Raw genomic sequence first — 20,417 nt, forward strand, 5'->3', positions numbered from 1 at the left:
AGCCCCCTTACGGAATCGAACCGTAGACCTTCTCCTTACCATGGAGACGCTCTGCCGACTGAGCTAAGGGGGCCTGCGCGATCTCCCCGGGGGGTGACGCGCAGGGGATACATTACACGGCCACGCGACGGAGATGAAATCGGATCCCCCACCCGCGCGTTGCCGCAGATCAGGGCACGACCCGCAGCCGGGGCAGCTCCCCCGGGGAGATCGTCTCCGGGTCCACCTGGGCGCCGAACCAGGCCTCCAGCCGCTCGTACGGCAGTGGGCGGCTGAACAGGAAGCCCTGGCCGATCTCGCAGCCGATGTCCTGCAGCAGCTCCAGGGTCAGCTCGCTCTCCACACCCTCGGCGACGACGGCCAGCCCGAACTGCTGGGAGAGGGTGACCACCGCGTTGACGATCGCCAGGTCGCCCGGGTCCGTCGCCATGCCCTGCACGAAGGAGCGGTCGACCTTCACCTCGTGCACCGGCAGCCGGCGCAGGTGGGCCAGGGAGGAGTCGCCCGTGCCGAAGTCGTCCACCGACAGGCGTACCCCGAGATCCCGCAGCCGCCGCAGGGTCGGGATGGGCCGGTCGGTGCCGTCCAGCACCCCGGCCTCCTTGATCTCCAGCGTGAGCAGCTGCGGCGGTACGCCGTACTCGTCGAGCAGCTCCCCCACCCGGGCCGGGAAGTGCTGGTCGGTGAGCGTACGGGCGGAGAGGTTGACCGCGACGGCGAGCGGCTGGCCGGCGTGCGTCCAGTCCCGGCTGCGCCGCAGCCCCTCCCGGAGCACGAACTCGGTGAACCGGCCGAGCTGGCCGGTGTGCTCGGCCACCGCCACGAAGTCCTCCGGGGCGACCGTGCCGTGCGCGGGATGCTCCCAGCGGGCCAGGCACTCCACGCCGACGAGCCGACGGTCGCGCAGCGTGACCTTGGGCTGGAAGTAGACCTCCAGCTCCCCCTCGTCGAGCGCGCGCCGCAGGTCGCCGGCGAGGCCGAGCCGCCGCAGCGACCGGGACTCCAGCACCGGGCTGAACAGCTGCACGCTCCCCGGCACGGACTTGGCCGCCGTCGCCGCCAGATCCACCCGTTGCAGCAGGGAGGCGGCGTCACTGCCGTGGTCGGGGTGCACTGCGACGCCGACCGCCGTGTCCACGTCGAGGGTGAGGGCGTCGAAGACCATCTCGTCGCGGATCTGCTCGCGCAGCTGCGCGGCCAGCTCCGTCGCCGCTTCGGCGCTCTCCAGCCGCAGCGTCACCAGGAACTCGTCCCCGCCAGCCCGGCCGACCAGCGCCGACGAGGGTACGCAGGAGCGCAGCCGGTCGGCGACCTCCACCAGGACCTTGTCGCCGGCGGCGTGCCCGAGCGACTCGTCACCTGACGCAGCCGGTCGACGTCGAACAGCAGCAGGGCCACGACCTCGCCCGGCGCCCGGATCTTGACGGCCTCCTCCAGCGCGCCGGTGATCCGCCGGCGGTTGGGCAGCTTGGTCAGCGCGTCGTGGTACGCGTCGTGCCGCAGCCGGTCCACCAGCCGCGAGTTCTCCAGCGCCACCGCGGCGTGCGCCGCCACCGTCTCGAAGACGGGCAGGTCGCTGCTCGTGAAGTGACCGACGTCGCTGAGCCGGTTCGCCACCTCCAGCGTGCCGATCACGGCCTGGCCGGAACGGAGCGGCACCACGATGACGTCCTTGATCTTGCCGTCGTTCAGCGCGCGGCGGGCCGCCTGCCCGCCCTCGAACGCCCGGCCGACGGCGACGGTGCGCCCCTCCTTCGCCGCCTGGTCGCGCAGGGCCGGCGGGGTCGGCACGACGTCCAGCAGCCCCGGGTCGTCCACCCGGGCGGTGAGCAGGACCTCCGGGTGCCGACCCTGGGCCGGCAGCCAGAGCGTGGCGTACTCGGCCTGCATGAGGGCGCGCACCCGGCCGAGGAGCGCGTCGACGAGCGTGCCGTCCTGGCCCCGTTCCGCGATGGCGCGGGTCAGGTCGTACATCTCCGCGAGCGTGCGGTGCTGGCGGAAGAACTGCGCGTACGACCGGTAGATCAGGATGAGCGCCGCGCCCAGCGCCGCCAGCAGCGCCACCGACCACCACGTCACGGTGACCGCGATCAGGACGATCAGGCCCAGGCACACGTTGATCGCGGCGGTGAGCATCCCGGGCGGAACGGAACGCAGCGCGTCGCGCCCGGCCTGCCACCCCTGCAACAGGGTGTGCACGCCCACGACGCCCGCGAGGCTGACGAGGAAGACCGCGGCGACGGCCGCGAAGAGGGTGGCCCAGGTGCCCGGTCCGACGCCGCGCATGGGGGGCAGCGCCTGCAACACGAGCCCGGCGAGGGACGTCCCGGCCGCCGCCTTCGCGACGTTGAACCAGAACTTCGCCGGCGCGAAGCGGTGCCTGGTCTGGGTCACCGCCGACGCCACCGTGTAGATGACCACCACGGTGACCGGGGGCAGGACGAAGAAGGCGACGACGAGGGGGATCTCGGTCAGCGTGACGCCGAACGACTGCCGCCGGACGACGAAGTTCAGGACCGGCATGCCGAGGCCGATCATCGCGCCCAGCAGCGCGGCCGCCAGCCACCACTCCCCGAGTGCCCGGTCGGCGACGAGGCTGGTCAGGGTGGAGCAGGTGATGGCGAAGAACGCCAGCGGTCCGGTGATGAACCAGGCGTGCTGCGTCGACGGGCGTCGCTTGTGATCACGCTGCGGCATGCCGCTCCCTTTGGCCTGTCCGGCCTCCGCCGGTCAGGCCGGCGACGTCACGGAGCAGGACTCAGCGCCCGCCGCCGGCGAGGGCGTCCTCCGGACGCACGGTCCAGATCAGGTCCCCGGCGGTCCAGATGAGATCCCCGCTGGTCCAGATCAGGTCCTCCGTGCCGAGGGCACCGCTGGCGTCGAAGAGGCCGACGAGTGCGGCGGCGGCGAGCACGAGGAGCGAGCCACGCAGTCGGCCCAGCTTTCGACCAGACATGTTTGCTCCTGTCGGGGAAGTGTCACGGGGATGGTGGAGGTTCCACGATCGTGCCACACGGCAGGTGTCCAGAAAAGCGGTGCGTACACCGCTGACCCGATGCGTCGGCGAGGTTCCGCCGTTCGGCCCAGGGGTCGCCTCGACCGAGGCCTGATCACGGGGCTGAGCGGTCACCATGCGCTTCGCACATTGCGGATTGCGACCTTCAGTGCAATTCGATCGAGGTCAGGAAACGGTCCCCGAATCCCTCGATCCGTTACCCTGCGTGATTAGTCTGGTGGTGTCGGACCACTCGGATGGCAAGTTGGACATCGACCACCATACCTGCTTTACGCCACTACGCCAGGGTTCATCGAAATCGATCATCCCGAGACGCGCCGACCGGGGCTGAACTCACATCTGATCCGACGGGCCCCGACCACCACCGCCTGCCCACGCACCGCGCTCCGCGCCCGGGCGACGGATGGCGTACATCGCCTGGCCCGCGCCGAACTCCTCGAACGCGTCGACCCGGACCATGCCGATGGCTTCCAGGAGACGGACCGACCGGACGTTCGACTCCTGGGTGACGGCGACCAGCCGGGCGACGTCGGGGAACAGGTCGAAGGCCGGTCCGACGGCCGCCGCACACGCCTCCCGGGCGTACCCCCGACCCCACCATTCGGGAAGGAAGACGTACGACAGCTCGACGTCCCCCGTCCGGTACCGGCCAAGGTGACACCAGCCGACGGCCGTTCCGGAGCTCGTCGTCACCATCAGCCCGCCTGTCTGGTCACCCGCCCGCCGCGCGGCCACCGCCTCGTCGGTCAACGGGCCGCCGAGGTGCCGCCGCATCACCGGGTCGCGCCACATCCGCTCGAGCACGGCCAGGTCGGCCGTACGGACCTCGCGCAGGACGAGCCGCTTCGTCCTGATCGGCGACGCGCCCGCCTCGCTCGTCATCCGTTCACCCGCCAGCCACCTGCCCCACCGTCCCATGGCCCCGCGCGGCCAGCCGGAGCTCGCTCTGGCAGCGGGACTCCCCGCGCCGGATCGCGGGTGGCCGGCTCGACGTCAGCCCCGTGGCAGCCGGCCCAGGGCCGCGGTGGCGAGTTCGGTCGCGGGTGCGCAGTTCGACTCCTCGGGCGCCTCGGTGTAGACGCTCACGCTCAGTTGCTCGACCGTGCTGGTCGAGGTGGGGCGCTCCAGCGGCCGGTGCGCGATCTGGACCTCGCAGCTCGGGAGCTTGAGGGCGCCGCCGACCCACGTGTCGACGATGGCCGTACGCCCGTCGATGTTGATCGCGCGGTCGGTGCCTTCATCGATCTTGGGCTGCGGCGCCCGCCGGAACGACACGAGCACGCTCGGACCGCGCTCCGCGCCGGTGCTCCACTCGCAGCCCTGACCGTTGAAGGAGGGGTGGACCTGGCGGGCGTCGATGCCGGCCATCCGCCGGACCTCGGTGTGATCGAGCAGGCGACAGGCGTCCTGCCTGCCGAGCGAGTCCGGAGGCAGGACGAGCGGTTGCAGTTCGCCCCGCGTCAGTTGAGGCAGCATCCCGTCGATGGCGGCGTCCGCGATGGCGCAGAGAAGATCGGGACCCTGGGCCAGGCTCGCGATGACGGTGACGGTGGCGTGGTCGGAGACGACGACGTGGCGGCTGCATCCGTTCGAGTCCCCCGGCGCGCCGTAGACCGTGACGCCGTTCCGGTCGGCTGGCGTCAGGGGCGTCCCCTCGTGCGGCTTGAACCTGAACTCGCTGCTCACCATGGCGGCACCGCCATCGGTCAGGCTGATGGTCCCCTGGCAGGTGGTGTACTGCCAACCCATCTCGGTCGACACCCGACCGAACCTCGACAGGGCCGTTGATCTCAGCAGCCCACACGGGTCCGAACCCGACAGTTGCTCCGGCGTGACCGTGATACCGCTGCTGCGTGGGACTCCGGCGGAGGGGATCACCTGCGTGGGCGGCGTCGCCGGGGGCGGCTCGCTCGCGCAGCTGGACACGGAGAGCATCGTCGCGAGAAGCAACAGCGGTGCCGTGGTGCGGAAGGCGTGACGGACCATGCCTGCAAGGTAGCGTTCGGCACGCGACCTGTCGCGCAGCGTGGGAGGCACCGGAGTTGGCCGGCGATTCACGACCGCGGGCCGGCTTGTGCCGTGGACCCGAGTCAGTTGCGCCGTGAGGGCCGACCATGAGGGGCCCTCCCGCGCTTGGAGGGGAAGCTGCGAACAGCAATACGAAGGTGCGGACAGGGTGGGTGGTTGGGAGCTGCCATCGAGACGATTCCGCCCCTGAGACCGTGACCGTCCCCGCGGCGGGCACCCTTGCGCCCTGGCACTAGTCTCCTGGAACCATGCGGACCCGCCTCGGGAACTTCCTGGTCGTCCTGGTGACCTTCGTGCTCATCGTGCCGGCCGCCGTGGCGATCTGTGCCGCGATCGTAGGTGGTGTCCAGCACGACCTGTACCCGGTTACCGCCGGCATCGGCGCCGTCGGCGTGGTGCTCATCATGACGGTGGTCGCGGGCAGCGGTCGCCTCTGGCCGGCGCTGTTGACCACGCCATGCGGATACCTCGCCGCCTGGGGCGTAGCCACGGCGGTCGCCGCCGTGGACCGGAACGAGAGCGCACCGCTCGTGATCGGGGCTGTGGCGGGAGTCGCCGGTCTCGTCCTCGGCCCATTGTCGTCGTTGCTCATCCCACCACACAGCCCGCGCCGGACGGTCCTCGACATCTTCGACATCGTCTGAGCCCTGACAGCCGCACCGGCACCTGACGTACGCAGCGCCGGGTCGTACAGCCACGTGTCGTGGGCGATGAGCAGCTCGATCGCGGCGGTGAGCTGACACCCGGATGGGAGCGCTCACCAAGAACCGGGCCGTGAGAACGCGAGTGCTAGATGATGGTCACGCCCCAAGATCCCGTAACGGGGCGCTCCAAGAATCGGGCCATCGCCGGGGGCGATGGCCGTCGCTGACTGCGACAGATCAGTTCGTCCCTTGGCGGACGTCCGTCCCCTGTTCGGCGAACGCCTTGAAGTCCTGCATGTGCTGCCGGGACTGCTTCCGGAAGGTGCCGGGCATCAGACGCCCCATCAGCCGCATCAGCAACCCGTCGAACCGGAACTCGCTCTCGCTCTCCCACAGCGTCGTGTCCGGACCGGCGTCGATGATCCGGTCGCGCTGGGCCTGCCACATGCCCTCGCCGACGATCTCGCGGTCGTAGTGCACGACGACCGAACTGGGGATGGCGTGCAGGTCTGCAGGTTCCAGGCGCGTGATGGTCTCGGTGGCCTCCATCCTCTGCTTCCCCATTTGAAACACGACTCGCGAGGTGGTGCCGACCTGGCCGTGCACCCCGTCTACCGGCTCGTGCAGTACCAGGCCGCGCAGCCACTTCGGCATGTGCGCCGGGTCGGCGACCAGCTGGACCACCTTCTCGCGTGGCAGGCCGATCTCGATCGAGGTGGTGTACTTCATCGAGCGTTCTGTCCGGGGGCGTAGAACGCGGTGGTGGCCTCGACCGCAGACGCCACCTGAGCCGGATTGCCGCCGGCGGCCAGGTGAGCTTCGCCCCATGCCACGGCGCTGCGCCGAGCGAACTCGCGCCCCTCGGGCAAGTTCCGGAACTCCTCGTGGTCGAGGGTCTCGCCGTCGGCCAGGAACCGGGCCAGGGTGAGGAGATGCAGGTCCCAGCCCACGCCGCCGGCACCGGGGCCGTAGGTCGGGAACATGGGCTCCCCGACGGCCGCCGCATGGACCAGTTCGAGCTCCGTGCCCCCGGCAGGGCCCGGGGACAGGCGCACCTCGACCTCGCTCGTACCCGGCCACTCGTCGGCCTCCGGTCCAAAGAGCCAGGACACCCGCAGTCGCCGCGGCGGGTCGCACCGGAGGATCTCGCCGTGCTCACCGCCGTCCAGCTCGAACGACCCGCCGAGCCGCAGGTCCCCGGTGACCGACTTCAACCAGCGGCCCAGTCGCTCGGGGTCGGTGATGGCGTTCCACACGTCGTCGACCGGCGCGTCGTAGTGACGCCGCAACTCCATCGTGTACGCCTCTCCGGCGGGCAGGGTCGCTGCGCCCATCGTCCGGCGCACAGCGGCCAGTTCGTCCAGTACGTCCTTCATGTCATGTTCCTTCCGTTGGTGGATCGGGCCTTGCCGACACCTGAGGTCCGGGATGCGCGTCTGCCGCGGGCCAGTTCAGTTCCCAGGGCATCGAGCCGCTGATCCCAGAACCCGCGAAACCGGTCCAACCACACGTCAACCTCGCTCAGCGGCGAGGGGTCGACGGCGTAGAACCGGCGGGCCCCCTCAGCCCGGACCGACGCGAATCCGCTCTCACGCAGAACGCGCAGATGCTGGGAGACAGCCGGCTGGGACAGTGCGAACTCGGCCCGAATCACCTCCGTGATCGCGCCCGAGGTCTGCTCACCGTCGGCGAGCAGCTCGAGAATGCGCCGGCGCACCGGGTCACCGAGGATGTCGAATGCGTGCACGGCGAGGATCGTACCAGGCATGTCTTATATAAGCCATGGCCGGCATTCCGCCCTGCGGTGTCGACGCCATCGACATCCGATACGTCTCACCGATGCCGGAGTTGACCGAGACCGACTCCCGGTGTCAGGTGAGGCCGACATGGCCACCGCGTGCTGTCACCCGGGAGGGCGTCCCGACCCGGCGGGGGCCAGGTGGTCGATGAGGGGAACGACGCCGCAACCACGCGTCACGCTCACCACAGGTGCACGAGGAGCCCGAGCCACGGCTCACTTCCCGGATCACGTTCCCGTCGTGTTCCCGTGGAGGCTCACAGACCACCGGATCCAGCTGGACTCCGCCGGACCCACGAGAACGGCCCTGTGTCAGCGTTTCCGCTGCTCACAGGGCCGGCCGTAATCGCACCTGGTGGCGGGTAGAGGATTCGAACCTCTGTAGCTTTCGCGACGGATTTACAGTCCGCTCCCATTGGCCGCTCGGGCAACCCGCCAGGGCACCCCACCGCGTCGCAACGCGGCGGCGGAAGCAAGGATAGCGGCTCACCCCCGCACCGGCGCAACCGGGTACCGTCAGGGGGTCGTACCGCTGGTCAGCGGGGGACGAAGGACCACAGACCGCCGGACAGCAGGAGCATGAGCATGGCAGCGAACCCGTCGTTCGACATCGTGAGCAAGGTCGACCGTCAGGAGGTCGACAACGCGCTCCGCCAGGCGGAGAAGGAGCTCGCGACGCGGTTCGACTTCCGGGGCACCGGCGCCGAGATCTCCTGGTCGGGCGAGGAGGCGATCAGCCTCCAGGCCGAGACCGAGGAGCGGGTGCGGGCGGCGCTGGAGGTCTTCAAGGAGAAGCTGATCAAGCGGAACATCTCCATGAAGTCGCTGGACGCCGGCGACCCGCGCTCGTCGGGGAAGACCTTCAAGATCGACTGCAAGGTGATCCAGGGGATCGACTCGGACAAGGCCAAGGCGATCAGCAAGAAGATCCGCGACGAGGGCCCCAAGGGCGTCCAGGCCCAGATCCAGGGCGACCAGCTCCGGGTCACCGGCAAGAAGAAGGACGACCTCCAGGCCGTCATCGCGCTGCTCAAGGGCGATGACTTCGGCGTCGCCCTCCAGTTCACCAACTACCGGTAACGCGCGCCCGTACGCCGTCTGGGACGCCGCGGGCCGTCGCCGGCGCTCGTCGTCCGTCAGCTGGTCTGACGCTCGACGCGCCGCGGCGGCCCGCCCGCTCTCGTCGTTGCCCGCCCCGGGCACCGACGGGCGGCCGTCGGCGCGGCGGCGACCGGCGTACGAGGCGCCGCGGCAGCGCGCGGCGGGTCGCCGGACCGGGCACGGGCGGCGCGCGGTCAGCCGGCGAACAGGAGGAGCAGGACCACCGTCAGGATCGCGCTGATCAGCAGGGAACCGAGGCAACCCGCCCGGTTCGAGAAGAAGAGGAACATGGCAGGGAGATACCCCGCCACCGCGGCGAGAACCGTGGGCGGGTAGCGGAGCGTCAGGCCGGCAGCAGTTCCTCGGTGCGTACCGCCCGGGCCTCCGCGGTGGCGATGGGCCCGGCGGGCAGGGCCGCGACCCCGGCCCCGACGGCGACCGCGGCGCCGGCGAAGACGAACGCCCAGGGCACGCCGCCGCCGTGGTCGACGATCAGACCGGCGACCGCGCCGCCGGCGGCGCTGGCCCCCACCGACATGGTCACCACCCAGGTGTACGCCTCGTTCAGCATGCTGGTCGGGGAGATCCTGCCGACCAGGGTGTTCTCCAGGGTGAGCGCCGGCGCGATCGTGGCGCCACCGACCACCAGGGCCGTGCCCAGCGCCACCGGGGTGGGCATCACGGCGAACACCGCGAAGCTGGCGGCCACGGCGCCGAGCAGCAGCGAGAACTGCCGGGTCATGTTCCGGGCCGGCTTGCGTACGCCGAACCAGAAGCCGCCCGCGGCGCTGCCGACCCCCCAGACGGCCAGCAGCACGCCGGCGAGGCTGTCGGGGTCGTCGGAGGTGTAGGCGGTGGCGAACGCCGGCACGGTCACGCCGGCCGCGCCGAAGGCGATGCCGAGGCTGGCGACGCAGAGCAGCAGCGCCGGGAAGCCGGGTACGCGCAGCGGCCCGAGCCCCCTGGTGTGGTGCTCGCGCGGGTGCGGCCGCCAGCCGCGCATCACCCGGCCGAGGGCCACCGCGAGGGTGCCGAAGAGGGTCACCACGGCCGCGCCGACGAGGGCGGCCCCGGCGTCGGCGACCAGGATGAAGCCGGCGACCAGCAGCGGGCCGAGCACGAAGACGATCTCGAAGAGGGTGGTCTCGGCGGCGAGGGCGGTGTTGCGCAGCTGCCACCGGCCGGACGCGGGCGAGGTGAGGTCGTTCCAGGCGCCCCGGATCGCGGCGGTCAGCGGCGGATAGGTGGCTCCGGCGACCCCGGACGCCACGAAGACCAGTGCCAGGCCGCCGCCGTCGGCGCGGGCGGCCCAGAGCAGGCCGAGCAGGGCGACCGGGTGGGCGACAGCGGTGCCGACGAGCACCGGGCTCGGGCCGATCCGGTCGGCGATCCGGCCGGCCACGGGGCTGAGCGCGGCGCCGGCGAGGGCGTAGATGCCGCCGGCGACGGCCGCCAGCGAGTAGCGCCCGGTGTTCTGCTCGACGACCAGCAGCAGCGCCAGCGGCGTCATACCGATCCCGAGCCGGCCGATGATGCCGATGAGCAGCAGCATCGGCGCTCCCGGGATCCGCCAGACGCCCAGGTACTGGCGCAGTGCGGCCACGGTCGACCTCCAGGGGATGTAACGAGCGGGGAACCTTCCGACCCTAACGCCGCGCGCCGCTCCGGAAAAACCGTCCACGCGCCCAACCGCAGTTCCGCCCGTGTCCGGCGGGCGGACACGGGCGGAAAGGTGATCAGGGCCTCAGCGCCGGAACTGGACCGGGCCGCTGTTCGCGGCCATCCGCTCCAGCCGCGCGACCCGCTCCTCCATCTTCGGGTGGGTGGAGAAGAGCGCGGCCACGCCGCCGCCCCGGAACGGGTTGTCGATCATCAGGTGGGCGGTGCTGGTGAGCTGCCCCTGGGCCGGCAGCGGCCGGGTCCGGGTACCCATGTGGATCTTCCGCAGGGCACTGGCCAGGGCCAGCGGGTCCCGGGTGAGCTTGGCGCCCGAGGCGTCCGCCTGGAACTCCCGGCTGCGGCTGATGGCCAGCTGGATGACGGTGGCCGCGATCGGGCCCAGGATGATGGTGAGCAGCAGCACGGCCGGGTTCGGGGAATCCTCGTCGTCGCCACCGCCCAGCGGGATGAACCAGGCGAGGTTGGCCAGCATGGTGATGATGCCGGCGAGACCGGCCGCCACGCTGGAGATGAGGATGTCCCGGTTGTAGACGTGCGACAGTTCGTGGCCGATCACCCCGCGCAGCTCGCGGTAGTCGAGGATCTCGGTGATGCCCTGCGTGACGCAGACGGCCGCGTGCTGCGGGTTCCGCCCGGTCGCGAACGCGTTGGGCTGCGACGTCGGGCTCAGGTAGAGGCGTGGCATCGGCTGCCCGGCCTCGGTGGCCAGCTCGCGGACCATCCGGTAAAGCTCGGGGAACTGTGCCTCGGTGACCGGTTGCGCCCGCATCGAGCGCAGCGCGAGCTTGTCGGAGTAGAAGTAGGTGACGCCGTTCATCACCAGCGACAGGACGACGGCGATGACCAGGCCGCCGCTGCCGCCGAACCAGTAGCCCACCGCCAGGATCAGCGAGGTGAGCAGGCCTAGCAGCGCGGCGGTCTTCAGACGGTTGTGGTGCACGATCACTCCTTCGGTGCACGAATCGCGCGGGATCCGCTGACCGGTTCAACAACCCGGTACCCGCCAGCCATCCGTCTAATGGCTGTGAGTTGCCTGAGATGTCCGGGATGCCCGTCGATGCCTACCGCGCCGCGGACCGGGAAACCGACCGCCGGGAGGCGCCGCCCGGAGCCGTCCCGACCGCCCGGGCAGGCAGCGCCGTGCCGGGCGACGACCGCCGGGGAGCGGCGCTCAGCGGGCGGCGGCGTCGAGCAGGAGCTGCGGCGCGAAGCCGAGCACCAGACCCACCGCCGTCGCCACGGCGAGCACCAGGCCGATCGTCCGGGCCCGCACGGGCGGCACGGCCGAGGTGGCCCCGGAGGTGGCGAGCGGACCGGCCTCCGGGCCCGACGGGACCGCCGACCCGGCATCCGCACCGGCCGGGACCGCCCGTCCGGCGGCCGGTACGGCGGCCGTCCCGGCCGGCAGGGCCCGCTCGGCGGTCGGCGCGGCCCAGAGGGCGGCGGTGAGGCGCAGGTAGTAGGCGAGACCGATCACCGCGTTCACGGCGACCACCGCGGCGAGCCAGCCGGCGCCGCCGTCCAGCAGCGAACGGACCACGGTCACCTTGGCGAAGAGGCCCGCCAGGCCCGGCGGCAGGCCGGCGAGCCCGACCAGTGCCAGCCCCAGCGCCGCCGCCCGCCACGGGTGCCGCCGGGCCGCCCCGCGCAGGTCGTCGACGGTGCCGCCGTCCGCGCCCGCCGGACGCAGCGCCACCACCCCCGCGAAGGCCGCCAGCTCCAGCACCACGAAGAAGACGGCGTACGCGACGGCGGCCGCGTACGCGGCGGTGCGGGCGTCGGCGGTGCGCCCCGAGGCCAGCGCCAGCGCGCCGAGCGGGGCGAGGATGTAGCCGGCCTGGGCGACCGAGGACCAGGCGAGCAGCCGCACCGTACGCCGCTGGCGCAGCGCCACCAGGTTGCCGACGGTCATCGTCAGCACCGCGAGCAGGGCGAGCACCGGGCCGGTCACGTCGGCCGGCAGCGCGTGCTGCACGACGGCGAGCAGGGCCACCACGCCGCCCAGCTTCGAGGCGGTGGAGAGGTACGCCGCCACCGGCAGCGGCGCGCCGTCGTACGTGGCCGGCGCCCAGGCGTGGAACGGCACCGCCGCCACCTTGAACGCCAGCCCCAGCACCACCAGCGCCACGGCGGCGGTGGTCAGCGGCAGGTCCAGCAGCTCCGGCCGGTCGGCGAGGATCGCGCCGATGCGGCCCAGGTGCAGCCCGCCGGTGGCCGCGTAGAGCAGCGCCGCCCCCAGCAGGGTCAGCGTGGTGGCGACGACGCTGACCACGAAGAAGGTGACGGCCGCCTCGGCGCTGGCCAGGCTGCCCCGGCGCAGCCCGACGAGCACGTAGAGCGGCAGGGTGAGCGTCTCCAGCGCCACGATCAGGGTGATCAGGTCGCCGGCCGCGCCGAGCACCACGCCGCCCGTCATCGAGCAGGCGAGCAGGAAGCAGTACTCCCCCGTCGGCGACTGCCCCGCCCTGAGCAACGGCCCGGAGAGCGCGAGCACGCCGAGGGTGAGCAGGGCGACGACGACGGCGACCAGGGCGGCCCGACCGCCGAAGACGTACGAGCAGTCGGGGCCGACGCAGAACGTCCGCCGCCCGCCGCCGACCAGGACCGCGCCGAGCGCCGTGGCCGCCGCGCCGACGGCGGCCGTGGCGAGCGTGACCCGGGCGCGCGCCACCAGCAGGTCGGCCAGCAGCACCAGCACGGCCGTGCCGGCCGCCAGGTACGCCGGGAGCAGCGCCACGTTGTCGACGCTCTGCACCACGCTCATCCCGACACCCCGCCGTCTCCGTGCCGTCGGCCCGTCCCGCTCACCGCAGCACCTCCACCAGGGCGTCGACGGGGGCCTCCGCGACGCCGAGCACCAGGGTCGGCGCCAGCCCGACCGCGAGGGCGAGCAGCACCAGCGGCGCCCACGCGGCCACCTCCACGCCCGCCAGGCCGGGGTCGAGCCGCCCGACCGCCGGGCTGGGCCGCCCGTGCGTCACCCTGCGCAGCAGCCGCAGCAGGTACGCGGCCGTGAGCGCCCCGCCGATCGCGGCCAGCACGCCGAGGGTGGTCCAGAGCGCCCCGCCGGCCTCGACGGCGGCGACCACCGCGAACGCCTCGCCCCAGAAGCCGGCCAGCCCGGGCAGGCCGAGCGAGGCGACGGCGGCGAAGCCGAGCAGCCCGGCGAGCCGGGGGGCGGTCTCCCGCAGCCCGGAGAGCTCGTCAAGCGACCCGGTGTGCGTACGGTCCTTGACGGCACCGGCGAGGAAGAAGAGCAGGCCGGTGATCACCCCGTGTGCGACGTTGCCGATCAGGGCCGCCTGGATGCCGGTGGCGGTGAGCGTGGCGACGCCGAGCAGCACGAAACCCATGTGCCCGACGCTGGAGTACGCGATCAGCCGCTTCAGCTCGCGCTGCGCGAGGCAGACCAGCGACCCGACCAGGATCGCCGCCACGGCCAGCACGCCGAGCACCGGGGCGGCCCAGCGGGCGCCCTCCGGGGCCACCCCGACGGCGATGCGGATCAGCCCGTACGTGCCCATCTTGAGCAGCACCCCGGCGAGGACGACGCTGCCGACGGTGGGCGCCTGGGTGTGCGCGTCGGGCAGCCAGGAGTGCAGCGGCCAGAGCGGGCTCTTCACCGCGAAGGCCAGCGCGAGCAGCGTGAACGCGGTGAGCTGGGTCCCCCGGGACAGCCCCGTACCGCCGGTCAGCGCCACCACGTCGGCCGTCCCGGCGGCGGCCACCACCACGTAGACGCCGACCAGCAGCAGCACCGAGCCGAGCAGCGTGTAGAGGGCGAACTTCGCCGCCGCCCGCCGCCGCTCCGCGCCGCCCCAGCCGGCGATGATCGCGTACATCGGGAGCAGGACGACCTCGAAGAAGACGAAGAAGAGCACGAGGTCGAGGGCGAGGAACGTGCCGAGGATGCCGACCTCGACGGCCAGCAGCAGCGCGACCAGCGCCCGGCCGCTGCCGCCGTCGGGGACGCGCCACATGGTGTAGCCGCAGCAGAGCAGGGTGAGCAGGGCGGTCAGCACGACCAGCGGCCAGGAGATGCCGTCCACCCCGAGATGGAAGCGCAGGTCGAGGCCGGGCACCCAGGGCAGGTCGAGCCGGTGCCAGGGGCGCACGGCGGGGGTGCCGGCCGCGTAGGCGCTCCAGCCGCGGTCACCGAGGAAGAGCAGCCCGGCGGCCACCAGGGTCAGCGCGGCGACGGCCGTGCCGAGCGCCCGGGCCGCCCGGTCCCGGGGCGTCGCCGCCACCGCCAGCGCGCCGAGCGCCGGCAGCGCCAGCACCGCCACCAGCAGGAACTCCCCGTACCTCAACGCGCCACCTCGGTTCGCGACTGCGGGGCCCGCAACCCCGGCTCACTCCTCGCGCTCACGCCGCTCATGCGGAGACTCCGACCAGGACGGCCGCGAGGCCGATCAGCAGCGCCCCGGCCAGCACCCCGACCGCCGCGCGCGGCAGCGCCGCGCGGTGCAGCGCCGCCAGGCCGCCGCCGAGGCCGTACGCGGCCCGGCCGCTGCCCTCGACCGCGCCGTCCACCACCACCTCGTCGGCGGTACGCGTCGCGCGGGCGAGCGCCTTCGTCGGGCGTACGACCAGGGCGCGCTGGACGTCGTCGAGCCGGAACGCGGCGGCGAGGACCGGCCGCAGCGGACCCAGCGCGGTCGCCGGGTCGGCGGCCGGGTCCCGCCGCCAGCGCAGCCAGGCCAGCCCCGCCCCGGCGGCCAGCAGCGCCAGCGGCAGCAGCAGTTCCGGGCCGACGTGGATCAGCAGGTGCTCCTCGGCCGGCGCGCCGGAGGTGGGCGTCTGCAGCAGCCGGCGGGCGAAGGACTGGACGAAGCCGGCGAGACCGAGCAGGGCCGCCGGCACGGCGAGCAGCAGCAGCGGCCAACGCATCACGGCGGGCGGGTCGTGCGGGTGGGCCAGCGGGAGCCGGATCTCGCCGAAGAAGGTGCGCAGCAGCAGGCGGGTCGCGTACCAGGCGGTGACCGCGACGCCGAGCAGCCCGGCCAGCCAGACCAGCCAGCCGACCCAGGACGGGGCCGGGCCGGTCCCGTGCCGGGCGGCGTCCCCGGCGACGGTGAGCACGCCGTCCTTGCTCCAGAAGCCCGACAGCGGCGGCACCCCCGCCAGGGCGCCCAGCCCTACGACCGTGCACCAGAAGGTGACCGGCATGCCCCGGCGCAGCCCGCCCATCCGCGACATCAGCGTGGTGCCGACCGCGTGGATCACCGCGCCGGCGGCGAGGAAGAGCAGCGCCTTGAAGGCGGCGTGGGTGAGCAGGTGGAACAGCGCGGCCGGCGGGGAGCCGACGGCGAGCGCGCCGGTCATGTAGCCGATCTGGGAGACCGTCGACCAGGCCAGCACCCGCTTGAGGTCGTCCTGCGCGGTGGCGGCGAACGCGCCCAGCAGCAGGGTGACCGAGCCCAGCACGCCGAGCACCGCCAGCGCGACGGGGGCCGCCTCGAACAGCGGGTAGAGGCGGGTCACGGCGTACACGCCGGCGGCGACCATCGTGGCGGCGTGGATCAGCGCCGAGATCGGCGTCGGGCCAGCCATCGCGTCCGGCAGCCAGGTGTGCAGCGGGAACTGGGCGCTCTTGCCGGCCACCCCGGCGAGCAGCAGCAGGCAGGCGGCGGTCAGCGTGCCGGCCGCGTGGTCGTGGGCGAGCACGTCGGCGATCCGGAAGCTGCCGGCCGAGACGCCGAGCAGCGCGATGCCGAGCAGGAAGCCGACGTCGCCGACCCGGGTCACCAGGAACGCCTTCATCGCGGCGGCCGGCGCCTCGGGCAGCCGGCGGTCGTGGGCGATGAGCAGGTAGGAGCAGACGCCCATCACCTCCCAGCCGACCAGCAGCAGGATCAGGTCGCCGGCGACCACCACCAGCAGCATGGCGGCGGTGAAGAGGCTGATCTGCGCCGCGTACGGCGGGTAGCGGTGGTCGGTGTCGACGTCGTCGTGCGGGCCCCGACGCAGGTAGCCGATCGAGTAGACCTGCACGGCCAGGGCCACCGCGGCGACCGCCACGGCGACCAGGGCGGCGGCTGAATCCAGCCGCACCCCGAGGCTGACCGTCAGCCCGCCCAGGTCGACCCAGGTGGTGGACGCCTCGGCCGGCCGGTCGAGGGTGACCAGCAGGGCGACGGCAAGCGCCAGCGCACCGGCCGCGCCGGCCACGCCGAGCGCGATCGCGACCCGCCGGGCCGGGCCCCCGTCCGTCCCGGCGCCGCGCGGGGAGGGCGGCAGCAGCAGGCCGAGCAGGCCCGCGACCAGCGGTACGGCCGGCAGCAGTACGCCGAGCAGGGTCGTCGTGCTCACCGCTCCCCCTCCGGGCGGTCGGCGGAACCGGACCGCGCCTCGGCCGGGGACCGGGCTTGCGTCCCGGCGGCGCCCTGCGCCGGGGTCGAACCGGCCGGGCTTCCGGCCGGCGCGTGCCCGGGCCGCTCGGTGAGCGGCACCTCGTCGACGGCGACGGTGGCCCGGAGCCGGTAGAGCTGGAGCACGATCGCCAGGCCGACCCCGATCTCGGCGGCGGCCAGCACGATCACGAAGAGCGCGAAGACCTGCCCGCCGTGCGGCAGCCCGGCGCGCACGGTGGTGTCGGCGGTGACCAGGATCAGGTTGACCGCGTTGAGCATCAGCTCGACGGCCATCAGCACCAGTACCGCGTTGCGCCGGCGCAGCACGCCGTAGACGCCGAGGCCGAACAGCAGGGCGGCGGTGACGTACGGGATGACGGGTCTCACCGCGCCCGCCCGCCGTCGTCGACCGGACCCCCGCCGGTGGCCGCCGTCCCGGACGGGCCGACGCCCTGGCCGGCGGCGTTCGCCCGGCCGGTGCCCGACCCGGCGGCCCTCGCCCGGCCGGCGTCGGGCTCGTCGGCCTTCGCCCGGCCGATGTCGGGCCGGGAGAGCACGATGGCTCCGACCAGGGCGGAGAGCAGCAGCACCGAGAGCACCTCGAAGGGGAGCACCCAGCCGGTGAAGATCTGGTCGCCCAGGCGTTCCGCGGTGCCGGCGTCGGGCAGCTCGACGGCCGTCCAGCGGTAGGCGTCGACCAGCAGGGCGGCCAGCCCGAGCCCCGTGCCCCCGCCGATCAACGCCGCGGCCCAGCCCGGCCGGTCCAGGTCGTCGGAGGCGCCGATCGGGGCGCGGGTGAGCATCACCGCGAAGAGCAGCAGCACCACCACCGCGCCGACGTAGATCAGCACCTGCACCCAGGCCACCAGCTCGGCGGTGAGCACCAGGTACATCCCCGCCAGCGCGCCGAGGCAGACCACCAGGTAGAGGCCGGCCCGGACAAGGTGGCGCGTCGCCACCACCAGCGTCCCCGAACCGACCGCCACCGCGCCGAGGGCGAGCAGCAGCGCGTCCGCACCGGTCATGCGCCGGCCTCGGGCTCGGGGCGTACGGCCGGGGCGGCGGGCGCGGCCGGGACCGCGGCCTTGCGCGCGGCGGCGGTCTCCTCCTTCGCCGGCTCACCGTTCGGGTCGTGCGCGGGCGGCGGCGGTACGGTGCCCATCCACTGCCCGAGGTGGTCCTTGTCGTGCAGCAGGTCCTTGATGTCGTACTCGGAGTATTCGAACTCCGGCGACCAGTAGAGGGCGTCGAAGGGGCAGACCTCCACGCAGATGCCGCAGTACATGCAGAGCGAGAAGTCGATGTCGAACTTGTCGAGCACGTTGCGCTGGCGGGGGCGGGCGGCGCCGGGCACCGCCACCTCCTCCTTGTGCGAGTCGATGTAGATGCACCAGTCGGGACACTCCCGGGCGCAGAGCATGCAGACCGTGCAGTTCTCCTCCAGCAGCGCGATCACCCCGCGCGAGCGGGGCGGCAGCTCGGGGGCGACGTCCGGGTACTGCTGGGTGGTCGAGCGGCGCGTCATCGTCTTCAACGTGACCGCGAGCCCCTTCACCAGGCCCGCGCCGGGCAGGCCACGGTCTCCGCCGGCGCCGCCCGGCTCGCTGCGCTCGCTGCGGTCGGTCATGCCGACCATCCTGCCCTGTGGCCGCGGCGCGCGCGACCACCACCCGGGGGTCGGCGGCGGTACCTTGCCCCGGGGAGAACGACCCACCGGAAAGGGCTCGCCATGACCGCCGCGCCGCGGGGCGGCCATCCGCCGCCGGGCGGGTGGCCGGTCGACGGCCTCGACCGACTGCCCGACGACGGCCGCCGCCACGAACTCCTGGACGGAAACCTCATCGTGTCGCCCTCCCCCACGCGACTCCACCAGTCCATCGCCGGCCGCCTCATGGTCGCGGAGCCTCGACCGGGTGCTCAAGCCCGCGCTCTACGCCGAGGCGGACATCCCCTACTTCTGGCGGATCGAGACCGGGTCGGGGAGCGTCGTGCACGCCCACAAGCTCGACCCGGCCAAGCGGGTCCACGTCGAGCAGGCCCGGATGACCGACGGCGTCGTCCCCGAGCCGTGGGAGATCGACATACCGCCCGGCAGGATCACGCCCCGGTCCCGCTGAGCCCGCCGGCCGCGGGCGGGAGCATCTCGACGCCGAGCTGCTGAAGGAGCTGGAACAGCTCGTTGCAGCTCCACACGTCGACGATCCGGCCCGCGTCGTCGAAGCGCAGGAAGCTCGCCCCCGAGTAGCTGACCACCTGCCCGGTCGGCGGCACCGGCCCGAACGGCCCGGCGTGGGTCCCGGCCGCCCGCCAGTGCACGGCCACCCGGTCCCCGGCGGCCACCACATCCACGATCTTGTAGCGCAGGTCGGGGAAGGCCGCGCGGCGCTCCCGGTGCCACGCCAGCGTCGCCTCCGGGCCGGCCCCGCCCAGCCCCGGGCACTCCGGCGACACCAGCTCGTACGCGGACTCCTCCCGCCGGGCGTTCCACACGTCGGCGATGAGGCGCCGGGTCGCCGCCTCCACATCGGTCACCGCGGCAGCCTAACCGCCCGCCGCACGGTGGAGGTCGGCACTCGGCGCGCCCGACGGCGGTTCAGCCGCCATGATGGGACGAGCGGAGGCGACGGCGGAGGGGGCGGACGTGGAGGACACGACCGAGCGCGGCACGGCGGGCGGCGGCACGGCGACCAGCGGCGACGAGGTGCTGATGCGCACCGGGGGCAGGTACGTCGAGCCGGGCGGCGAGTTCACCCGGGACCAGCGCTACATCGCCACCCGGATCACCGCCGACGCCCGGGACGGCTGGCCCGTGGAGCCCGGCCGGTACCGCCTGGCGGTCAGCCGCGCCTGCCCCTGGGCGAACCGGCTGATCATCGTCCGGCGCCTGCTCGGGCTGGAGGACGCGATCTCGCTGGCGGTGGCCGGCCCGACCCACGACAAGCGGAGCTGGACGTTCGATCTCGATCCCGACGGGCGCGACCCGGTGCTCGGCATCGAGCGCCTGGCCGAGGCGTACTTCGCCCGCTTCCCCGGCTACGAGCGGGGCATCACCGTACCGGCGCTGGTGGACGTGCCGTCCGGGCAGGTGGTCACCAACGACTTCGGGCGGATGAGCCTGGATCTCTCCACGGAGTGGACGGCGTACCACCGCGAGGGCGCGCCCGACCTCTACCCGCAGCGCCTGCGCGACGAGATCGACGAGGTGAGCGCGGTGCTGTTCCGGGACGTCAACAACGGCGTCTACCGGTGCGGCTTCGCCGGCGACCAGCAGGCGTACGAGAAGGCGTACCACCGGCTCTTCGACCGGCTGGACTGGCTGAGCGAGCGGCTGGCCGGGCAGCGCTACCTGGTCGGGGACACCATCACCGAGGCGGACGTGCGACTCTTCACCACGCTGGTCCGCTTCGACCCGGTCTACCACGGCCACTTCAAGTGCAACCGGAGCAAGCTGACCGAGATGCCGGTGCTCTGGGCGTACGCCCGGGACCTGTTCCAGACCCCGGGTTTCGGCGACACGATCGATTTCGACCACATCAAGCGGCACTACTACGAGGTGCACCGCGACATCAACCCGACCGGGATCGTGCCGCTCGGCCCCGACCTTGCCAACTGGCTCACCCCGCACGACCGGGAGTCCCTCGGCGGCCGCCCCTTCGGCGACGGCACCCCGCCCCCGCCGCCCCCACCGGCCGAGCGCGTCGACCCCGCCCACACCCCCATCCCCTGACCCACGCCCCACGCCCCACGCCCCACGCCCCACGCCCCACGCCCCACGCCCCACGCCCCACGCCCCACGC

19 protein-coding genes, 2 tRNA genes and 2 pseudogenes are annotated in these 20,417 nt (G+C 73.2%); 5 read left to right on the forward strand and 18 right to left on the reverse strand.

Annotated elements, in window-relative coordinates:
- The 5 genes and pseudogenes from V6V16_RS15725 to V6V16_RS15745 all read right to left on the reverse strand — a co-directional run bounded on the left by V6V16_RS15725 (position 1) and on the right by V6V16_RS15745 (position 4,777).
- A tRNA-Thr gene (locus V6V16_RS15725) sits at positions 1-73 on the reverse strand.
- Positions 74-169: 96 nt separating this feature from the next.
- A pseudogene (locus V6V16_RS15730) lies at positions 170-2,697 on the reverse strand (putative bifunctional diguanylate cyclase/phosphodiesterase).
- Positions 2,698-2,758: 61 nt separating this feature from the next.
- Positions 2,759-2,956, reverse strand: a complete 198-nt coding sequence (locus V6V16_RS15735) for a hypothetical protein (protein ID WP_334562791.1) — start codon at positions 2,954-2,956, stop codon at positions 2,759-2,761.
- A gap of 393 nt (positions 2,957-3,349) precedes the next feature.
- The gene (locus V6V16_RS15740) at positions 3,350-3,898 is read right to left on the reverse strand and encodes a GNAT family N-acetyltransferase (RefSeq protein WP_334562792.1); all 549 of its coding nucleotides are present in this window, start codon (positions 3,896-3,898) and stop codon (positions 3,350-3,352) included.
- 111 nt (positions 3,899-4,009) lie between these two features.
- The gene (locus V6V16_RS15745; RefSeq protein WP_334562793.1) at positions 4,010-4,777 is read right to left on the reverse strand and encodes a DUF3558 family protein; all 768 of its coding nucleotides are present in this window, start codon (positions 4,775-4,777) and stop codon (positions 4,010-4,012) included.
- A gap of 70 nt (positions 4,778-4,847) precedes the next feature.
- On the opposite strand from V6V16_RS15745, the gene V6V16_RS15750 reads away from it, so the two are divergent.
- Positions 4,848-4,994, forward strand: coding sequence for a hypothetical protein (locus tag V6V16_RS15750; protein ID WP_334562794.1), 147 nt, complete (start codon positions 4,848-4,850; stop codon positions 4,992-4,994).
- Between the two features lie 298 nt (positions 4,995-5,292).
- Complete coding sequence (locus tag V6V16_RS15755) at positions 5,293-5,688, forward strand: hypothetical protein (protein ID WP_334562795.1); 396 nt, start codon at positions 5,293-5,295, stop codon at positions 5,686-5,688.
- Positions 5,689-5,925: 237 nt separating this feature from the next.
- Here V6V16_RS15755 and V6V16_RS15760 read toward each other — a convergent pair whose 3' ends face one another.
- The 4 genes from V6V16_RS15760 to V6V16_RS15775 form a co-directional block, all read right to left on the reverse strand.
- Positions 5,926-6,417 carry an SRPBCC family protein gene (locus V6V16_RS15760; protein WP_334562796.1) on the reverse strand — a complete coding sequence of 164 codons (492 nt, stop codon included), beginning with the start codon at positions 6,415-6,417 and terminating at the stop codon, positions 5,926-5,928.
- The gene (locus tag V6V16_RS15765; protein ID WP_334562797.1) at positions 6,414-7,064 is read right to left on the reverse strand and encodes an SRPBCC family protein; all 651 of its coding nucleotides are present in this window, start codon (positions 7,062-7,064) and stop codon (positions 6,414-6,416) included. The genes V6V16_RS15760 and V6V16_RS15765 overlap by 4 nt, the downstream gene beginning before the upstream one ends.
- Complete coding sequence (locus V6V16_RS15770; RefSeq protein WP_334562798.1) at positions 7,061-7,435, reverse strand: ArsR/SmtB family transcription factor; 375 nt, start codon at positions 7,433-7,435, stop codon at positions 7,061-7,063. The genes V6V16_RS15765 and V6V16_RS15770 overlap by 4 nt, the downstream gene beginning before the upstream one ends.
- Positions 7,436-7,839: 404 nt before the next feature.
- Positions 7,840-7,923 (reverse strand) — tRNA-Tyr (locus V6V16_RS15775).
- Between the two features lie 148 nt (positions 7,924-8,071).
- Here V6V16_RS15775 and V6V16_RS15780 point away from each other — a divergent pair.
- Positions 8,072-8,566 carry a YajQ family cyclic di-GMP-binding protein gene (locus V6V16_RS15780; RefSeq protein ID WP_334562800.1) on the forward strand — a complete coding sequence of 165 codons (495 nt, stop codon included), beginning with the start codon at positions 8,072-8,074 and terminating at the stop codon, positions 8,564-8,566.
- A gap of 364 nt (positions 8,567-8,930) precedes the next feature.
- On the opposite strand, the gene V6V16_RS15785 is transcribed toward V6V16_RS15780, so the two are convergent.
- The 8 genes and pseudogenes from V6V16_RS15785 to V6V16_RS15820 form a co-directional block, all read right to left on the reverse strand.
- Positions 8,931-10,190: an MFS transporter gene (locus V6V16_RS15785; protein WP_334562801.1), complete on the reverse strand. Its 1,260-nt coding sequence runs from the start codon at positions 10,188-10,190 to the stop codon at positions 8,931-8,933.
- A gap of 141 nt (positions 10,191-10,331) precedes the next feature.
- Positions 10,332-11,207 (reverse strand): zinc metalloprotease HtpX, encoded by an 876-nt coding sequence (gene htpX / locus V6V16_RS15790; protein ID WP_334562804.1) that lies wholly within the window; start codon positions 11,205-11,207, stop codon positions 10,332-10,334.
- Positions 11,208-11,438: 231 nt separating this feature from the next.
- A complete protein-coding gene (locus V6V16_RS15795) occupies positions 11,439-13,031 on the reverse strand; it encodes an NADH-quinone oxidoreductase subunit N (RefSeq protein WP_334562805.1) in 1,593 nt (530 codons plus the stop codon).
- Between the two features lie 40 nt (positions 13,032-13,071).
- Positions 13,072-14,577, reverse strand: a complete 1,506-nt coding sequence (locus V6V16_RS15800) for a complex I subunit 4 family protein (RefSeq protein WP_334562808.1) — start codon at positions 14,575-14,577, stop codon at positions 13,072-13,074.
- Between the two features lie 64 nt (positions 14,578-14,641).
- Complete coding sequence (locus V6V16_RS15805; RefSeq protein ID WP_334562811.1) at positions 14,642-16,579, reverse strand: NADH-quinone oxidoreductase subunit 5 family protein; 1,938 nt, start codon at positions 16,577-16,579, stop codon at positions 14,642-14,644.
- Positions 16,576-17,007 (reverse strand): NADH-quinone oxidoreductase subunit NuoK, encoded by a 432-nt coding sequence (nuoK, locus tag V6V16_RS15810; RefSeq protein ID WP_334562813.1) that lies wholly within the window; start codon positions 17,005-17,007, stop codon positions 16,576-16,578. The genes V6V16_RS15805 and nuoK overlap by 4 nt, the downstream gene beginning before the upstream one ends.
- Positions 17,004-17,645: an NADH-quinone oxidoreductase subunit J family protein gene (locus V6V16_RS15815; RefSeq protein WP_334562814.1), complete on the reverse strand. Its 642-nt coding sequence runs from the start codon at positions 17,643-17,645 to the stop codon at positions 17,004-17,006. Before V6V16_RS15815 ends, nuoK begins: the two co-directional genes overlap by 4 nt.
- Positions 17,632-18,256: pseudogene (locus V6V16_RS15820) on the reverse strand (NuoI/complex I 23 kDa subunit family protein); the annotation flags it as partial. The gene V6V16_RS15815 and the pseudogene V6V16_RS15820, both read right to left, overlap by 14 nt.
- A gap of 277 nt (positions 18,257-18,533) precedes the next feature.
- Here V6V16_RS15820 and V6V16_RS15825 point away from each other — a divergent pair.
- Positions 18,534-18,737, forward strand: a complete 204-nt coding sequence (locus tag V6V16_RS15825) for a hypothetical protein (RefSeq protein ID WP_334562817.1) — start codon at positions 18,534-18,536, stop codon at positions 18,735-18,737.
- Here the strand turns inward: V6V16_RS15825 and V6V16_RS15830 are convergent.
- Complete coding sequence (locus tag V6V16_RS15830; RefSeq protein ID WP_334562819.1) at positions 18,718-19,152, reverse strand: ester cyclase; 435 nt, start codon at positions 19,150-19,152, stop codon at positions 18,718-18,720. The genes V6V16_RS15825 and V6V16_RS15830 overlap by 20 nt on opposite strands.
- A 175-nt stretch (positions 19,153-19,327) precedes the next feature.
- Between V6V16_RS15830 and V6V16_RS15835 the strand changes: the two genes are divergently transcribed.
- A complete protein-coding gene (locus tag V6V16_RS15835) occupies positions 19,328-20,347 on the forward strand; it encodes a glutathione S-transferase family protein (protein ID WP_334562829.1) in 1,020 nt (339 codons plus the stop codon).
- Positions 20,348-20,417 lie beyond the last annotated feature (70 nt).

It is taken from the genome of Micromonospora sp. CPCC 205561 (assembly GCF_036906775.1).
GTDB lineage: Bacteria > Actinomycetota > Actinomycetes > Mycobacteriales > Micromonosporaceae > Micromonospora.